Annotated in this window: 16 protein-coding genes; 7 read left to right on the top strand and 9 right to left on the bottom strand. The window is 52.9% G+C overall.

Annotated features, from left to right (window positions below):
• Positions 1–42: 42 nt before the first annotated feature.
• Together ACA074_RS14040 and ACA074_RS14045 are read right to left on the bottom strand one after the other, a co-directional pair.
• Positions 43–240 (bottom strand): hypothetical protein, encoded by a 198-nt coding sequence (locus ACA074_RS14040; RefSeq protein WP_401264154.1) that lies wholly within the window; start codon positions 238–240, stop codon positions 43–45.
• Between the two features lie 41 nt (positions 241–281).
• Complete coding sequence (locus ACA074_RS14045; RefSeq protein WP_497613953.1) at positions 282–950, bottom strand: DJ-1/PfpI family protein; 669 nt, start codon at positions 948–950, stop codon at positions 282–284.
• A 219-nt stretch (positions 951–1169) separates the two neighbouring features.
• Here ACA074_RS14045 and ACA074_RS14050 point away from each other — a divergent pair, with 219 nt between their 5' ends.
• Complete coding sequence (locus ACA074_RS14050; RefSeq protein ID WP_401264152.1) at positions 1170–1946, top strand: alpha/beta fold hydrolase; 777 nt, start codon at positions 1170–1172, stop codon at positions 1944–1946.
• A 37-nt stretch (positions 1947–1983) separates the two neighbouring features.
• On the opposite strand, the gene ACA074_RS14055 is transcribed toward ACA074_RS14050, so the two are convergent.
• The 4 genes from ACA074_RS14055 to cynR all read right to left on the bottom strand — a co-directional run bounded on the left by ACA074_RS14055 (position 1984) and on the right by cynR (position 5663).
• Entirely contained in the window at positions 1984–2895 is a 912-nt protein-coding gene (locus ACA074_RS14055; protein WP_401264150.1) for a LysR family transcriptional regulator, read from the bottom strand.
• The gene (locus tag ACA074_RS14060; RefSeq protein WP_497677161.1) at positions 2895–3815 is read right to left on the bottom strand and encodes a LysR family transcriptional regulator; all 921 of its coding nucleotides are present in this window, start codon (positions 3813–3815) and stop codon (positions 2895–2897) included. Before ACA074_RS14060 ends, ACA074_RS14055 begins: the two co-directional genes overlap by 1 nt.
• 198 nt (positions 3816–4013) lie before the next feature.
• Positions 4014–4643 carry a glutathione S-transferase family protein gene (locus tag ACA074_RS14065; protein WP_187680557.1) on the bottom strand — a complete coding sequence of 210 codons (630 nt, stop codon included), beginning with the start codon at positions 4641–4643 and terminating at the stop codon, positions 4014–4016.
• Positions 4644–4778: 135 nt separating this feature from the next.
• Positions 4779–5663 carry a transcriptional regulator CynR gene (cynR, locus tag ACA074_RS14070; protein ID WP_497657311.1) on the bottom strand — a complete coding sequence of 295 codons (885 nt, stop codon included), beginning with the start codon at positions 5661–5663 and terminating at the stop codon, positions 4779–4781.
• A 334-nt stretch (positions 5664–5997) separates the two neighbouring features.
• On the opposite strand from cynR, the gene ACA074_RS14075 reads away from it, so the two are divergent.
• Positions 5998–6930: an alpha/beta fold hydrolase gene (locus ACA074_RS14075; RefSeq protein WP_489880477.1), complete on the top strand. Its 933-nt coding sequence runs from the start codon at positions 5998–6000 to the stop codon at positions 6928–6930.
• 25 nt (positions 6931–6955) lie between these two features.
• Here ACA074_RS14075 and gorA read toward each other — a convergent pair whose 3' ends face one another.
• Together gorA and ACA074_RS14085 are read right to left on the bottom strand one after the other, a co-directional pair.
• Positions 6956–8317, bottom strand: coding sequence for a glutathione-disulfide reductase (gene gorA, locus ACA074_RS14080; RefSeq protein WP_497677162.1), 1362 nt, complete (start codon positions 8315–8317; stop codon positions 6956–6958).
• A gap of 685 nt (positions 8318–9002) precedes the next feature.
• Positions 9003–9473, bottom strand: coding sequence for a chemotaxis protein (locus ACA074_RS14085; RefSeq protein ID WP_489880475.1), 471 nt, complete (start codon positions 9471–9473; stop codon positions 9003–9005).
• Between the two features lie 537 nt (positions 9474–10010).
• On the opposite strand from ACA074_RS14085, the gene ACA074_RS14090 reads away from it, so the two are divergent.
• A complete protein-coding gene (locus tag ACA074_RS14090; protein WP_489880474.1) occupies positions 10011–10787 on the top strand; it encodes an alpha/beta fold hydrolase in 777 nt (258 codons plus the stop codon).
• A gap of 421 nt (positions 10788–11208) precedes the next feature.
• Positions 11209–11769 (top strand): fasciclin domain-containing protein, encoded by a 561-nt coding sequence (locus tag ACA074_RS14095; RefSeq protein WP_489880564.1) that lies wholly within the window; start codon positions 11209–11211, stop codon positions 11767–11769.
• Between the two features lie 580 nt (positions 11770–12349).
• Here the strand turns inward: ACA074_RS14095 and ACA074_RS14100 are convergent.
• On the bottom strand, positions 12350–13327 hold the full coding sequence (locus ACA074_RS14100; RefSeq protein WP_497677163.1) for an NAD-dependent epimerase: 978 nt from the start codon (positions 13325–13327) through the stop codon (positions 12350–12352).
• A 607-nt stretch (positions 13328–13934) separates the two neighbouring features.
• Between ACA074_RS14100 and rfaH the strand changes: the two genes are divergently transcribed.
• From rfaH to ACA074_RS14115, 3 genes are all read left to right on the top strand, one after another.
• Positions 13935–14468 carry a transcription/translation regulatory transformer protein RfaH gene (gene rfaH, locus ACA074_RS14105; RefSeq protein WP_497677164.1) on the top strand — a complete coding sequence of 178 codons (534 nt, stop codon included), beginning with the start codon at positions 13935–13937 and terminating at the stop codon, positions 14466–14468.
• A 96-nt stretch (positions 14469–14564) separates the two neighbouring features.
• Positions 14565–15668 (top strand): outer membrane beta-barrel protein, encoded by a 1104-nt coding sequence (locus ACA074_RS14110; RefSeq protein WP_497659651.1) that lies wholly within the window; start codon positions 14565–14567, stop codon positions 15666–15668.
• 12 nt (positions 15669–15680) lie between these two features.
• Entirely contained in the window at positions 15681–16214 is a 534-nt protein-coding gene (locus tag ACA074_RS14115; RefSeq protein WP_489880471.1) for a polysaccharide biosynthesis/export family protein, read from the top strand.
• The last annotated feature ends 2 nt before the right edge of the window (positions 16215–16216 follow it).

Genomic DNA, 16216 nt, shown 5'->3' on the forward strand with positions numbered 1-16216 from the left:
GGTGAATCGACCGGGTGGGCTGTATAGGGTCGACCAGATTCTTCAAGAAAAATCGCCACCTTTTGCCCGTTCGGTGTTGGCCAGTAGTAGTAGTCCAATACTTCGGATGGTTTTGACATCGGTATAACCTCTGAACACATCGACGGGAAAACCAGGACAGATATTCGAATTGAGTTCCCATTTTCCACCGGAAAAAAAGTCGTTCTGAATACCAACGAGGATGAGTGCGGTGTCAGCCATACAATTGCCTCCAGAAAGTCGATACAGAATACTCAGTGGGGCTAGGCTACTTGCGGCGCGTCGTACCAATCACGATCGGGTGTAGCGAAACGCATTTTTTGACGGATATAAGTCGCGTTTTCTGAACTGGTTAGTTTTTCCAGCAGCAAAAAAGCGACTTCTGTGGCGGTACCAGGACCGCTGGAAGTAATGATGTTGTCGTGAACAACGACTGGTCGATCTACGAAGAGAGCGCCGCTTTCCACTAACTGGTTTTTCCTTTTTCCTCCCTCTTGGTGATAGGTGGTTGCATGCTTGCCACGTAACACGCCTGCCACTCCCAAACACACCGATGACACGCAGACGCTGGCGACGGGTTTGCCGGCTTCAACGAATTGTCGAATGGTTTCAAGAAAAGGCTCACTAAGAGCTTCCTCATAGAATCCTGCAGGTTCAAAACCACCCGGCAAAGCCAGTGCATCAAAGCTACTCACGTCTAGATCACGGAGCAGAAAGCTCGGATTAAGCGCGAGACCAAATGTGGTGATGATTTTTTTGCGAAGGCCTGCATTCACTAACTCAAGAGGACAATCACCGAGCAAATCGGCCCAACCGAGCACGTCAGTGAAGGCCGCCATTTCCATTGGTTCTACACCGTTGGCTAACAGCATGAGTACTCGTTTCATTGTTGTCTCCGCGGTCAGGCGTTTAATAAAGTGCTTGAAACGCATGCTCCGCTTTAATCGCTTTGGTGAGAACGAACACAAAACACAATCCAATGTTTCGCCTGCTGAAATGCTGGGGGACGTTTGTATCGGTTTGTAGCAAAGGCCGTATCAGACACGTTTCCATGCATAGCACTGGAAAACCGGACACATACGGGACACAGCTAGCGTTCTAAATATTCCTGTCGCTCCACCACCCATCTCCCGTTTGCACAGGAACATCAGATGAAAAAGATATTCGCAGGTCTGGCCTTGGCAGCCGCGATGGTTACAGCCACCGCAGCGATGGCCGCGCCGGTCAAACCGACTGTAGTGCTCGTACACGGAGCTTTCGCCGATTCGAGCAGTTGGAATGGCGTCGTCAAAATCCTGGAAAAAGATGGCTATCCAGTGATCGCAGCCTCGAACCCGCTGCGCTCACTCAAAGGTGACGCGCAGTCGGTCGCCGACATGCTCGCCAGCATTAAAACGCCGGTCGTGCTGGTTGGGCACTCCTATGGTGGCCCGGTCATCAGCGAAGCGGCTTACGGCAATGCCAATGTCAAAGCACTGGTATACGTCGCCGCTATTGCACCCGAAGCAGGTGAATCCACCGCAGAGTTATCTGGACGTTTCCCGGGTGGCACGCTGGGCCCTACCCTCGCCCCCCCAGTAGCCTTGGCTGACGGCGGTAAGGATCTGTATATCCAACAAGACAAATTCCACGACCAGTTCGCAGCCGACGTTTCCAACGCAGACGCCAAATTGATGGCTGCGACTCAACGTCCCGTAACGGTTGCAGCACTCAATGAAGCATCCACAGAGCCGGCCTGGAAAACTATTCCTTCCTGGTTTGTCTACGGTGACGCTGATAAGAACATCCCAGCACAAGCCCAAGCCTTTATGGCTGAACGAGCACATTCCAAGCAGACCGTCGTAGTTAAAGGCGCGTCGCACGTTGTGATGGTGTCCAATCCGAAAGTCGTCGCCAGCCTGATCGAAAAGGCAGCGAACGCCAAATGAAGCTCGTCGGCGACCTCAGTCCGCGATCGCCGAACGCTCAATGAACATCCGGCAACATTGCCGGATGTTCGCGCAGGCCCTCGACAATGTGGTCGACAAAACTGCGCACTCTCATTGAAGCTCTACGCCCTTCTCGGTAAACGACATGAACTGGAAGCGCTGGCAGCTCGAAAGGTTGCAACACCCTGCGTAACCGACCGCCATTTAAATAATCGTAGGCGGGATAACTGAGGCAGCGCGTAAGCCCCGCGCCATGAGCCGCCGCATCGATGGCAGATTGAACAGTGGTGCAGCTGACGCGTGATCGGGCCTTAATGGTGGATTGAAAGCCTTGGTTGGAAAAATCCCAGTTGATCTTCTCCCGATAAGCTTGAATGCCAATCAGCCGGTGACTTTTAAGATCCTCAGGCTCGGCGGGCACACCATGGGCTTCGAGATAGGCAGGACTGCCACAAACGATCGTACGAACGAAGCCAACAGGCCTGGCGATCAACGATGAACTGGGCAAATTCCCCACCAGCACGGCCACGTCAAGCCCCTCCTCGTTCATGTTCGGAAAACGATCATGATAATGGGCGAATACTCTGACTTCGGGATAAAACTCCATGTAATTCGCAAGCAAAGGCGTCATTACATAGCGGCTGAAAAGGAGTGGAAGCAATACAGTCAGATTACCCTGAGCCTGAACATGAAGGCCTTTAGCTGATGCTTCTGCGTCTTCGATTTCTTTGAGGATGCGGGAGCAATCAGCCATAAAGGCAGCACCCGACTCAGTCAACGAAACTCCACGAGTGCTTCGTTGCAATAGCGGCACCCCTAGGCGCGCCTCCAATCGGGCAATCGCGCGAACGACTGTCGGGCCAGAAACGTTCAAACGGCGCGCAGCTGCCGCCAGGCTTGGCCGCTCTGAGAGCGCTTCAAACATAAGCATTTCATGAAAGCGGTCCATTAGAGCGCGCTTTTCATAGTAGGTCGAAGCGCGGTATCACGTCCCAGACGTTCCGTGAGGAAATCCACGAACGTACGTATCTTCGCTGGTACGCGGTTACTCTTGAGGTAAACGACCTGGATGGGTAAAGCGGGCGGTTCAAAATCTTGGAGTACTACCTCCAGTTCACCGGCGGCTACTTGACTAGCCACCTGGTAGGACAACACGCGTGTCACACCCCAGCCCAGACAAGCAATATTGATGGCCGCTTGATTTGCGGTAACGACTAGCCGCGGATCGAAACGAAAGCTGAGTGCATTTCCTTCATTCTCAAATTGCCAATCGCTCAACAAATGGCTCGCGGAAGACATAACGATTTTGGCAGAACCTAATTCTCCAGGATGGCGGGGTCTGCCGAATTCCTCGAAATACTTGGGGGCTCCACAAATTACCTGGCGCACCTCGCCAACTTTGATACCGTGCTGATTACTCTCGTGCAGATGGCCAATACGGATCGCCACATCGATACCTTCATCAACCATGCTTGTCACGCGGTCAACCAGTAACGCGTTGAGATGTACAGAAGGAAATTGATCCAAGTACTCAGCCAGCAAAGGCGCAATGTACAACTCACCGAAAAGCACGGGAGCTGTCACCGTCAGGTGCCCACACGGAATTGAGTAGCTGCCGGCAGCAGCTTCCTCCGCTTCATTGACCTCACCGAGTATTCGCCGACAATCATCAAGATACCGTTGCCCTGCCTCAGTCAAGTGCAAGCTACGAGTTGTGCGTGAGAGCAACTGAGTGCCGATGCGTTCCTCCATAGCAGCAATGGCACGGGTAACGCTGGGGGGAGAAATATTCAAACGACGGGCGGCGGCCGCAAAACCTTCTTCTTCGGCCACCGTCATGAATATCTGCATTTCCTGAAAGCGATCCATAGGCGACTCAGCCGTGGTGTAGGGACAGCAAGATCTGATCGCGAGAGCGAGCAGACGTAGATGCAAAAAAGTGTCGCCAAGAGCGACTAGTGCAAACCCTATCCAGATGACTAGTACGACAGGCGAAAATTCGAAGAGATCGTAGTTGAATGAGCGAAGACTACCCGGAATTTTTCCCGGGTAGCTCCGGCCGCTGGATCAAGCTTGTTGCAAACCCTTGGCAGTACGCTGCATACCTACGAAATTTGGCAATGCCTCGATACTGCTCAACCAGGCCCGAACGTTAGGATAGTCAGTCAGTGCAACATTGCCTTCTGGAGCATGGGAGACGTAGGTGTAGGCTGCGACATCTGCAACGGTCGGTTTGTCGCCAGCCAGGAATTTGCTTTTACCCAACTCTTGCTCCATCACCGTCAGCAGGGTGTGGGACTTGCTGATCGCATCCTCCGCATTGTAACCGGCACCGAACACCGTGATCAGTCGAGCGGTAGCGGGGCCTGAGTTGATCTGCCCGGCGGCAACGGACAGCCAGCGTTGTACTTTTGCTTGCGCTACAGGATCAGTGGGCAGCCACTCACCGTTGCCGTATTTAGCAGCGAGATAGACCAGAATGGCGTTCGAGTCAGCTAGAACGGTGCCGTTATCATCGATCACCGGTACTTGGCCGAAGCTGTTGAGCGCTAGGAATTCGGGCATTTTGTGCGCGCCCTTCATCAGATCCACAAATATCAATTCTGTTGGCTGGCCGAGGAGTGAGAGCATCAATTCGACACGATGCGCGTGGCCAGACAATGGATGACGATAAAGCTTGATTGGTTGTTGGGACATGACGTACTCCGGTTGTTCTGGATTCGACCCGGTGATCGTGTCGATGGAGTCATCTTGCTCTCCCCTACCAAACAGAGGAATTACCATTATTTACAATCCAGCATTTCACTGGGCGTAATGGTCAGCACCCTATTCTCAGTCCACTGCCGCGGATCCAAGCATCAAATTCATGAATGCGACCGACGCGGCACTGTGGTAGTTATTTTTTCGCCTTAGAATCGACACTCCCCGTTGAGGCGCCTTGTCGAGCAAGGCTAGCTTGTGCAGAGCGCGATCCTGCGTGGCGATGGGTTCAGGAAGAATGGTGGCGACCGCGGTGTTTCGAATGACTTCAAGCAACGTGTTTACGGAGTTGACCTGGATCGTCACCTTGGGCGTGATTTTCGCTTTGGTGAAGTACTCATCGATACAAATGCGCGTAGCGAAGTCAGGGGTCAGCAAAGCAAAATCCAGTTGAGCTAACTGGCCCGTCGTGAGTGCTTCCTGGCAGTCATAGAGTGGGTGAGCGCGCCCAACCATCAGACCGAGCGTCTCGACGAAGGCCGGGATTGATTCGATATCGGCGTTTCTCACTTGGTCAAATGCAACAGCTATATCCAGCGAGTCATCGACCAATCCCGTTTCGATGTCGCCCATCGACAACTCGAAAATCTCTAAGCGAATGTTCGGGAATTGGGAGATGTAATCACGCACTAGTGGACCTAAGACGTACGCCATGAAGGTTGGGGCCATGGCAAGCCGTAACGTGCCACGGGACAAGTCTTTCACGTCGTGCAATGCCCGTTTACCCGCCGCCAGCTCCACCAGTACGCGCCGGGCGCATTCGATGTAGGCGAGCCCAGCATCTGTGGGTCTGACAGTCCGGGATGTTCGGTCAAAAAGGCTGACGCCAAGCGTTTCTTCCAGCTGCCGTATCTGCTGCGACAGTGTCGGCTGAGACACATGAAGGACTTCTGCGGCTCGGGTGAAACCACCGTGGTCAGCTACTGCCAACAGATACCGCAAATGTCTTAGAAGCATTGGATCACCGCAAGATTGGGTTCGTAATGCATTGTATCTCTGACCGTTGCGCAGCGATTGGCAGAGCAGGTATCAGCTTATTTTTCTCAACCGAGTCTCCCAAAATGGAATGGATCTTCCGTGAGCACCGCTGCCGCGCAGATGCCCAGCTCTGTGTCGGGATTAGAGTACTCCCGTCCTCATGATTCTTTCACCAGGTGAAATACCGCATTGTCATTATTAGTCATTCCTCAGATTCAGTGGTTTATCGAGTATTGGATACAGCGCAAAACAACATCAACGCGCAGACCAAACTTCTCCGCAGATTAGCTCTGCAACCACTGGAGTACCGGTGATGCCCTTACTTAAATACCTCTCCTTTCTCGTTTTGACGATGCTTTTGGGCTTCGGACATGCCCAAGCAGAAACGCCAAAAATGAAGTATCGCCAAGTGACAGTCGATGGCGTAAATATTGCCTATCGAGAAATTGGCGATCCCAGCGCCCCCTCCGTATTACTCCTTCATGGAGTGCCCAGCTCGTCTCGCATGTACGATGATCTCATGAAGCAATTGGGTAACCGTTTCCACCTCATTGCTCCGGACTACCCAGGCTTCGGTAACAGCGATGCGCCCCCACCAGACAAGTTCGTCTACACATTTGATCACCTTGCGAAGGTGATTGAGCACTTCACAGATGCAGTCGGGCTCAAACGGTACAGCTTGTTTATGCAAGACTACGGCGCTCCCGTCGGTATGCGATTAGCGATGGCAAGGCCCGAAGCCATAACCTCAATGGTGTTCCAAAATGGCAATGTCTATGCAGAAGGCCTGGGTAAGATGTGGGACAGCCGCAAAGCCTACTGGGCTGATCGCAACGCCTATGAGGCCAAATTTCAGGCTGCTCATTTATCCCTGGACGTAACCCGACAGCGGCATGTCGGCAGCGATCCAGACGTCACAGCGTACAACCCCGATTTATGGCAGGACGAAGTGGCATTCCTCAACCGCCCCGGTGAAGGCGCGATTCAAATGGCACTGATCTACGACTATCGCACCAATATCGATGCCTACCCGGCGTGGCAGAAATGGCTGCGTGAACATCAGCTACCCACACTGGTTATCTGGGGCAAGCATGATTTGGCCTTTACCGTTGCAGGCGCTGAAGCTTTTCGCCGGGACTTGCCCAATGCAGAGATTGCGATTCTCGACGGGGGACATTTCGTTATGGACACCCGGCTGGAAGACGTCGCGAACCTCACTCGAAAATTCCTGATCAAGCAAAAATGAAAAAAGCGCACCCTGACCTGATCAGTCACCTGCTGCTCACCGCCGTACGGAGGGTAACGAACTCTTCTGCGGAAGTCGGATGAACGCCGATAGTGTCATCAAAAAGTCGTTTGGTGGCACCCGCTTTAAGAGCAATCGCTAAGCCTTGAATGATATCCCCCGCGTCCGGACCGACCATGTGGCATCCCAGCACTCGATCAGATTCTGCGTCCACTACCAGCTTCATCAGCGTCTGTTCTGACGACTCGGTGAGAGTCAATTTCATAGGGCGGAACCTGCTCTCGAACACAACTACTTTGTGGCCCAGATCAACGGCTTGCTGTTCGGTAAGCCCCACCGTGCCTATGTTCGGCTGACTGAACACAGCGGTCGGAATGTGCCGATAATCGACCGGACGATATTGCTCAGGTTTGAACAACCGACGGGCGACTGCCATGCCCTCTGCTGTCGCAACGGGTGTCAACTGGACACCGCCAATAACATCACCCAGAGCCAATATGGAAGGCTCGCGAGTTTCAAAGTGCTCATTCACGTCAATATAGCCAGCCTCGGTGAGTTCGACGCGTGTGTTTTCCAGCCCAAGACTATCGAGCATAGGCCTTCGACCAGTGGCGTAGAAGATGCTATCAGTTTCGAGCTGCGTTCCATCCTGAAGCGTCGCTAGCAAACTTCCGTCTGGCTGCTTATCAATTCGGACAATGTCAGTGTTGAAATCTAATCGCAACCCGCGCTTAGTCAACTCCTCTGCCAGATGAGTACGAACCGACTGATCGAATCCTCGCAAAAACATATCGCCTCGGTACAGCAGCCGAGTATCAGCTCCTAGCCCGTTGAAAATGCCGGCGAATTCGACGGCAATGTAACCACCGCCGACCACCAGGATTCGCTTAGGCAACTCTTCCAGGAAGAATGCTTCATTCGAAGTGATCGCATACTCGTGTCCCGGAATCTCCGGGATCCGCGGCCAACCGCCAGTCGCAATCAAAATCCGCTCAGCGCTGAAACGCTGGCCGTTTACATCAACATGGTTCGCATCTGCTAATCGCGCATGGCCTTCGAGCAACGTGACGCCGCTATTAATCAAAAGCTTACGGTAGATGCCATTGAGACGATCGATCTCACGGTTCTTGTTCGCAATAAGCGATGACCAGTCGAAATTCGCCTTGCCCGCTGTCCAGCCGAAGCTTTCGGCCTGTTCGAAGTCGTCAGAAAAATGGGCACTGTAAACCAACAGCTTTTTTGGAACGCAGCCGACATTCACACACGTGCCGCCTAAGTATCGACTTTCGGCAACCGCTACTTTTGCACCAAAATCTGCTGCAAACCTTGCAGCACGCACTCCACCCGAGCCGGCACCAATGACAAATAGATCGAAGTCGTAGCTCATTTCAGTTCTCTGCAGGGAATGCACAGCGCCCGGCTGTCCAATTTCATTTGAGGAATAACGACCGGAGCTTCAGCGAATGCATCAGTGAGGTACAAAGCCTCGAAAAAAAACCTCCGCCTGATTGCGGTTGGCACAAATCAGTCATGCCTAATCCGCTGGTCTCACTTGCCAAGCCCCCCATGAATTGGGGAAGCAAGAAGCCGGCTTCGTGCTCACGATGAAGCACCATTGAGGTATCCGGATGGGAGACGCCAGGACAGGATTGATGAGTGCCAAACATTGGAATCTCCCATTAATGGAGAACGCTGCGACAACTCCAATAGTTGATCGCTTCTGGGAACAGTTTCACCAATAAATGGGGTTTAGAGAATGAGCAGAGATGTCATGGCTTAATTGTGCAGGATGAAACAATGTTGGTAGAGGCTTCTGAACAGGCAATCAATCTATTCGGGAAGGATTTAGAGCAATACGCAGATGGAGGTCTCTTCCGAATCGAGTGCCGACAAGCCTGAGGCGGGCCGACCTGCTTGGCTGGTCAGAACTCGCGGAGGAGCGTTACCGGGTCAACGTGGTCGAAGGCTGTGAGTGATACGCCATTCTTAATGACGATGGTCTCTTGAAAGAAGGTTGCACCCCCACCGCTTTCCGGTGACGTTCGTGGAGGCTCCATGTGCGGCGGTGTATGTCAATCTCTAGGAGCTGAAAGGGAGTTCGAAAGCTTTTTCATCGAAGACGAGAGCTTCATCTCGTTTTCTGTGCGGTGCAGATCATTCGTGGTAGTAGTGAGCTGGCTAGTGAGAATACCTAACTCCCCGAGAATGCCCTGTACCTTCCCCTCACGCTCTTTTTCGCTCAGAGAGTGATTGTTCTTGATGGCATCCAATTCTTCCATTTTCTTTTGAATTTTCTCTTGGATGTCTCTTATCGCTTTGAGAATTTTTTTAACGCCATCCGGTAGATTGCTAGCGTCGATATCCGCATTTTTGTCGGTCTCACTTGACGCTTTCGCAGTCCCCTCGGGGGACAAAGTCACTTTTACACCTTCGGTAACTGCTGGTACGTCGGAGTCGCCTGACGTCTCACTCGGCACTGATTTCGCAGCATTTGAGGGTTCTATGATTTTAATCGAAGCGTGGGCAGCGGCATTGATTTGCATGAGATTCTCCCTTTTTGTCTTTGCTGTATCGACGTTCGCGAAAAGTACTTGAAGGCAGTAGTGAGAAAAAGCCTTTGGGAGTGAGCGGGCTAACGAGTATCGGCATCTGGCCTACAGGGCATCGAGGACTCTAAATTGATTTTGCGCGAACTGATCTAAATCAAAGGATCTTCTCTAGAGGTTGTGCAGGGACGCATTCCGTCGAATTTCATCAGTTTTGAATTCAATAACCCCTCAAGCGCAACGCCTCTCCCGACCGAAATAATCGCGGCCATTTCAAAAACCGGAACAGTAGATTGTCTTTTTTGGTCGTTCTCCCGGGTTTGTTTAGGGCAGACCATGGGCCACGCAGTGCATTGATTTGCAACCGGCCGCAGAGGCATCAACTTAATGAAATTCGTTTTTCTTGATGATGCAAAGAAGGTTCTGAATCGCTGCACAGACTTACTACGTGCCCACCCGAAAGGGAGGGCAGATTCTGTACCCGGCACAAATTGATGGAATTGCGTCAACCTTCGTCACACACAGGAACTCTAGATGAACAAGTTATTCTCAGGCCTGGCCTTAGCGGCCGCAATGGTTACAGCCACCGCAGCGATGGCTGCGCCGGTCAAACCGACTGTCGTATTGGTTCATGGCGCTTTCGCCGATTCCAGCAGTTGGAATGGCGTCGTCAAAATTCTGGAAAAAGATGGCTACCCAGTGATCGCAGCGTCGACCCCGTTGCGCTCACTCAAAGGTGATGCGCAGTCGGTCGCCGACGTGCTCGCCAGCATCAAAACGCCCGTTGTGCTGGTCGGGCATTCGTATGGTGGTCCGGTCATCAGCGAAGCGGCTTATGGCAACACCAATGTTAAAGCGCTGGTATTCGTCGCAGCCATTGCACCCGAAGCAGGTGAATCCACCGCAGAATTATCTGGACGTTTCCCAGGCGGTACGCTGGGCCCTACCCTCGCCCCTCCAGTAGCCTTGGCTGACGGCGGTAAGGATCTGTATATCCAACAAGACAAATTTCACGACCAGTTTGCGGCGGACGTCTCAAACGCTGACGCACGCGTCATGGCGGCGACTCAACGTCCCGTCACTGTCGCCGCCCTAAACGAAGCATCGACCGAGCCGGCCTGGAAAACCATTCCTTCTTGGTTCGTCTATGGGACCGCCGACAAGAACATCCCGGCACAAGCCCAGGTGTTCATGGCCGAGCGGGCACATGCCAAGCAAACCGTCGCAGTCAAGGGCGCCTCTCATGTGGTGATGGTATCCAACCCGAAAATCGTTGCCAGCTTGATCGAAAAAGCAGCTAACGCCAAATGACGACAAGTCGCGGCTTAGAGTTGAGCCGCTTCATCATTAAACGAGCATCCGGTCGTACTACGGATGCTTACTTGAAGCCCTAGACGATGCAATCGACAGATTCGCGGAGCCGGAGTAGGAGTGTTGTCAATCATACATAGCCGGAGAGCCGACGAACGTGCAGTCCGCACTCGATCCGCCTATTGGCAGAATAAGAGCGCTCAAGCCGGTCGACGCTGATGGCAAACCTCGTTCACTGTGCCTACTGTCAGCCGATGCCTACATTCTCTCTAGAATCTTTGAACGGCTCACCTATCAGGGTGCCGACCAGACCGGTCATCGCCCAAGGGAAAATATGGTCGCCCTGATGCATCCGTTCAGGGACTTGCTCCGTACATTTATCACCTTCATCCGAAGGACCGAAGAATCTAGGAGAAGTACCATGCTTACCCTTGCTCAACGCATCGCCGCGGTCTGCTTCGCTACCCTCTTTTTTGCTGCGTCACCAAGCTTTGCCGCCGAACCCGTCATGGTAGGTGGTGCCCCCATGTATCCGAACAAGACCATTGTCGAGAATGCCGTCAACTCGAAAGACCACACGACTCTAGTGGCGGCGGTCAAGGCCGCTGGCCTCGTGGACACGCTTAATAGTAAAGGTCCATTTACCGTCTTCGCACCAACCAACGAAGCCTTTGCCAAATTACCCGCCGGAACCGTAGACACACTGGTCAAACCGGAAAACAAGGCAGACTTGACGAAGATACTGACGTATCACGTGGTTGCTGGTACTCACACCGCCAAGCAGTTGATGGCGGACGCCAAAATGAATGGCGGCAAGGTTGTGTTGAAAACCGTGCAGGGGGAGTCATTCACCGTCATGGCGCACGATGGAAAACTATCGGTGATGGACGCCAAAGGTGGCAAAAGCGCGATCAGCATTGCTGACGTCATGCAGTCCAACGGCGTCATCCATGTGGTTGACACAGTGCTGATGCCTAAGTAAGAGCTGAAAACCCGGCGGACATTATCTAATGTCCGCCGGGGATTAACTGCTGACCTGAGCGACCGACATAAAACTGCGAGTGGCTGACACTCATACTCGCTCGATTGCCCAACCGCCCTCCTAGGGTAGATGTTTGACGAAAACCGCACACACGAAGGGCTCGAGGCAATCGAATCATGGCAGCGCGAAGCCCGGCAGGCGTTTACATACCAGGTCGAGCCAATTGAGGTGGCCGAGTACGCTGGCACATTGACCGTCACGGCTCGCGTTACTGGCAACTTCCCTGGCAGTCCAATCAATTTGAACCACGCGTTTACGCTGCAAGATGGTCGGATTCACTCTCTAGAGATTACGCCATGAATCTTGATTTGGGCGGCAAGCGGATCCTGGTAACCGGCGGCACGAAAGGTGTCGGCAAGCGTTGGTCAACCTGCTTCTCGCTGAAGGCGCGAAAGTACTGACTTCAGCGCGTCAGGCGAACATCGATATGCCGCAAGACCTCTGCGTAGAGGCTGATCTTTCCACTCGAGAGGGTTGTTAAACGCTGGTGCCACTGACCAGAACGAATCAGCCATAGGCGTTAAACCTGATAATACTGGCGATACCACTTCACAAATTGCGCCACCCCTGCTTCAACCTCCACCTGCGGAGAAAAACCGATCCATTCTGCCAGCGCCGAAACATCGGCCCAGGTATTGATGACATCGCCCGCTTGCATCGGCATAAAGTTGCGCTGAGCCTTTGTGCCCAATGCCGTCTCCAGGCAATCGACAAAATCCAGCAGCGCTACCGGGCTGCCGCGCCCTATGTTGAAAATGCGGTTGACGCCTTCGCCCTCCTTGTCGGCTACCGGCGGTTTCGGACACAGCCGCACGATGCTTTCAACAATGTCATCGACGTAGGTAAAGTCCCGCGCCATTTGACCATGGTTGTAAATATCGATCGGACGGCCCTGCAGGATCGCTTCGGTGAACTTGAATAGCGCCATGTCCGGTCGACCCCATGGCCCGTAAACGGTAAAAAACCGCAGCCCGCTGGCCTTCAGCCCGTAGAGATGGCAGTAACTGTGGGCAAGTAATTCATTAGCGCGTTTGGTGGCGGCGTACAGGGAAACCGGTTGCTCGACCGCGTCGTCGACACTGTAAGGCTGCTTGCTGTTGGCACCGTACACCGAACTGCTCGACGCGTAGATCAGATGCGCGGGCTGATAATGTCGACAGGCTTCCAGCACATTCAAAAATCCCACCAGATTCGACTGCGCGTAGGCATCCGGGTTATCCAGTGAATAGCGAACACCCGCCTGAGCGGCCAGGTGGACGACTTCGGTGAAATCGTGCTCATCGAACAGCGCCATCAAGGCCGGCTTATCGACAATATCCATCGTGTGGAAACGGAAACCTTGCAGCTCGCTCAACTGCTTGAGGCGCGCTTGTTTGAGCGCCACGCTGTAATAATCGTTGAGGTTGTCGATGCCTATTACTGTGTGACCGTCCAGAGTCAATCGTTTGACCGTGTGATATCCAATAAAGCCCGCAGCACCTGTCACAAGAACGGTCATAGTCCCTGCTCCAATCAACTCAATAGGTGATTACTTATAGCGTTGATCGGGAAACGCAGTCCAGACTTTATAATAATCCCCAACTATGGGGATTCACCTGTTGATCTTTCCTATTAGCCTTCACCTTGAAAGACGAAAAAATTCCGAGCCATCCGTCAGAAATAAATACTCAATAAAAACAACATGATGTAATCGACCGAATTCACTATTGGATCAATGGCGTGTTTTTTGACAAGGAACGTTTGACAGACCGTGAAGACTGGCCGATAACTACCAAGGTCTCGTCGAACAAGGCGCGAGCGCTAATTTACTCGACAGCTGACATTTTAGAGACAACTACTTAGCTACCTATCATAAACGCTGCGATATGCAGACCGTGCGGTAGCTTTGTCTCTGTAAAAGTTAGACGGTTAATCGCTCCTAGTGCGCTGCACAATATAGCGTCACGCCCTGGCGTCACGCACCTTAATGAAACCTTATGTGATTCATTATTGAAACACCCTTGCGTTACATCATAATAAAAACACTCTTCTGCCAACGGTCTCTTCTTAGCCCACCATTGAGCTACTGCCTGCATAAACTTTCGATCATTACAGAGTTTACCAGCATGCCAGCAACCAGCTCAGATCGACCTAATTGGTACTTATTGCAATGCAAACCACGTCAGGATGAACGTGCCCACCTCAACCTCCTCCAACAGAATTATGTGGTCTACCACCCCCAGCTAGTCAGTGAACGCGTCATTCGCGGGAAACGACAGCGGGTGTTGGAATCCCTCTTCCCCGGATATTTGTTTATCCAACTCAGCCGCAACGACAATTGGGCGTCCTTGCGTTCCACTCGCGGTGTCAGTCGCATTGTCGAATTCAACCATGGTCCTGCGACGGTGGCAGAGCACGTCATCGAGCACTTGCGTGGGCGCTGTCTTGAATCAGAGTCGGACGCGGACGAAGCGCTCAAACCCGGCGAGCATTTACAGATCATCAGCGGCCCACTGTCGCCACTCGAGGGCGTATTCGTTGCTGCGCACGGTACCGACCGGGTGATGATCCTTCTGCAGTTTCTCAACCGGGAACAATCTGTCTGCTTGCCACTCAGCGTTCTTGAACGTCAACAACCCAGCTATCAAACCTATAACTAGCTGCCTGCCTTTATATGCCTTTTCCTCAGGAGCTATAACATGGCCTTGATGTCACGTTGCCCTGTTGTACTGATGACGGCCTCTCTTTATTCTGGAATGGCCTGGAGTATTGAACCGCAAGCGATAAATGTTTACGGATTCGACTTTACTCCGTCTTTTTTGTTTTCAGAAAGTTATGACGACAACTTTCGCGAAGTGGAAAACAATACGCAGTCTTCCATGATTACCAAGTTGGCGCCCTCCTTCGAACTCAAAGCCGAAGATCGCAACAGCGCCACTCGGCTGATCTGGCAGCCCACTCGCTACATCTATCACGACGAGTCGGATGCCTCGAACACGGCGCAACGTGTGCGTGCGGACAGCGTCATGGAGTTCACCGACCGGCATCGGCTGAAACTCGAAGCCGAATATCGGAAATGGGAGCGTACGGAATCGACGGCGGTCGAAGGCGTCAACGACAAGCTCAACAACAAAAAGGTCGGTGGCCTCTACACCTTCGGCGCGAAGAGCGCTGACAATCAACTCGAGTTCGGGGCCAATTACGCCGAACTGCGTTACGACAATGCCGATGGCATCAACGACGACAAAGAACGCAATACCACAGCACTTACCAGCACGTGGTACCACCGCATCGGCAGTAATACCCGAGGCCTGCTGGAATATGACCACACCAACTTTGATTACCAGCAAGCCAACAGTCCGCGCAGCAGTAAATCAGATGCCGTGCTGGCCGGTGCCGTATGGGATTTCACGGCTCGCACCACGGGCAAAGTCCGCCTCGGTTATGAGCGAAAGAATTTCGACAGCGACGAATCCAATGACCTCAACAACCCCACCTGGCAAGTGGATTTGCAATGGAAGCCGCGAACTTACTCGACGTTTACTTTTGTTGCTCGCCAGGCCCTCGCTGAAGGTGACGATGGCGCTGAAGCCGTGAAGTCGACGTTCACCCAGGTGGGTTGGCGTCATGGCTGGACGGAACGCATCACCACGGTGGCACAAGCCGGGGTCGGGCGTTATGTCTACGAAGGTCAAAACCGAACCGACAACCTTCAGGACTACAACCTGGCGGTGGTGTACGCGATGCGCCGATGGCTGGATATCGAACTCGGTTATCGCTTCCGCGACAACGATTCTGATGCCGACAATGAAAGCTTCAGCCGCAACGTGTTTCAGATCAGCTTCAACGTCAGCCTTTAAGAGGGTCTCGACATGAACACACACACCTTTGTCTTGTTGTTCGCGCTGGTTTTTGTCCCTTCTGCGTATGCAGCAGACCCCGGCACTCAATACAAACTGGCTGCTGGTGATGTCTTGCGCATCATCGTGTTCGGTGAGCCGGAGTTGAGCCTGAAAAAGATCCGTCTCAGCGACGCTGGCACCTTTTCCTACCCTTTTCTGGGCGAGATTTCCGCCAAAGGACTCACCCCCGGCCAAGTCGAAAAAATCATTGTGGACGGGCTTAAACAGGGTTACCTGATCGACCCGAAAGTCAGCCTGAGCCAGATCGAATACCGCTCGTTCTACATCAATGGCGAAGTGAAAAAACCCGGCAGCTATCCATTCGTGCCCGGCCTGACGCTAGAGAAAGCCATCGCATTGGGCGGTGGCTTGACCGAGCGGGCCTCAATCAAGCGCGTGACCATCTTGCGCGGTGACGGTGGTTCGACCCTCACCGATGACGTTACGCGAAACACCACGATTGCCCCCGGCGACACCATTTCCATTGCACAAGGCTTTTTCTAATC

The organism is Pseudomonas sp. LBUM1655, from assembly GCF_059716085.1.

What these genes read in the sequence shown, in the direction of transcription:
- ACA074_RS14040 (WP_401264154.1), bottom strand. Translation starts at nt 240, where the DNA reads ATGGCTGACACCGCACTCATCCTCGTTGGTATTCAGAACGACTTTTTT.
- ACA074_RS14045 (WP_497613953.1), bottom strand. Translation starts at nt 950, where the DNA reads ATGCGTTTCAAGCACTTTATTAAACGCCTGACCGCGGAGACAACAATG.
- ACA074_RS14050 (WP_401264152.1), top strand. Translation starts at nt 1,170, where the DNA reads ATGAAAAAGATATTCGCAGGTCTGGCCTTGGCAGCCGCGATGGTTACA.
- ACA074_RS14055 (WP_401264150.1), bottom strand. Translation starts at nt 2,895, where the DNA reads ATGGACCGCTTTCATGAAATGCTTATGTTTGAAGCGCTCTCAGAGCGG.
- ACA074_RS14060 (WP_497677161.1), bottom strand. Translation starts at nt 3,815, where the DNA reads ATGGATCGCTTTCAGGAAATGCAGATATTCATGACGGTGGCCGAAGAA.
- ACA074_RS14065 (WP_187680557.1), bottom strand. Translation starts at nt 4,643, where the DNA reads ATGTCCCAACAACCAATCAAGCTTTATCGTCATCCATTGTCTGGCCAC.
- cynR (WP_497657311.1), bottom strand. Translation starts at nt 5,663, where the DNA reads ATGCTTCTAAGACATTTGCGGTATCTGTTGGCAGTAGCTGACCACGGT.
- ACA074_RS14075 (WP_489880477.1), top strand. Translation starts at nt 5,998, where the DNA reads ATGCCCTTACTTAAATACCTCTCCTTTCTCGTTTTGACGATGCTTTTG.
- gorA (WP_497677162.1), bottom strand. Translation starts at nt 8,317, where the DNA reads ATGAGCTACGACTTCGATCTATTTGTCATTGGTGCCGGCTCGGGTGGA.
- ACA074_RS14085 (WP_489880475.1), bottom strand. Translation starts at nt 9,473, where the DNA reads ATGCAAATCAATGCCGCTGCCCACGCTTCGATTAAAATCATAGAACCC.
- ACA074_RS14090 (WP_489880474.1), top strand. Translation starts at nt 10,011, where the DNA reads ATGAACAAGTTATTCTCAGGCCTGGCCTTAGCGGCCGCAATGGTTACA.
- ACA074_RS14095 (WP_489880564.1), top strand. Translation starts at nt 11,209, where the DNA reads ATGCTTACCCTTGCTCAACGCATCGCCGCGGTCTGCTTCGCTACCCTC.
- ACA074_RS14100 (WP_497677163.1), bottom strand. Translation starts at nt 13,327, where the DNA reads ATGACCGTTCTTGTGACAGGTGCTGCGGGCTTTATTGGATATCACACG.
- rfaH (WP_497677164.1), top strand. Translation starts at nt 13,935, where the DNA reads ATGCCAGCAACCAGCTCAGATCGACCTAATTGGTACTTATTGCAATGC.
- ACA074_RS14110 (WP_497659651.1), top strand. Translation starts at nt 14,565, where the DNA reads ATGGCCTGGAGTATTGAACCGCAAGCGATAAATGTTTACGGATTCGAC.
- ACA074_RS14115 (WP_489880471.1), top strand. Translation starts at nt 15,681, where the DNA reads ATGAACACACACACCTTTGTCTTGTTGTTCGCGCTGGTTTTTGTCCCT.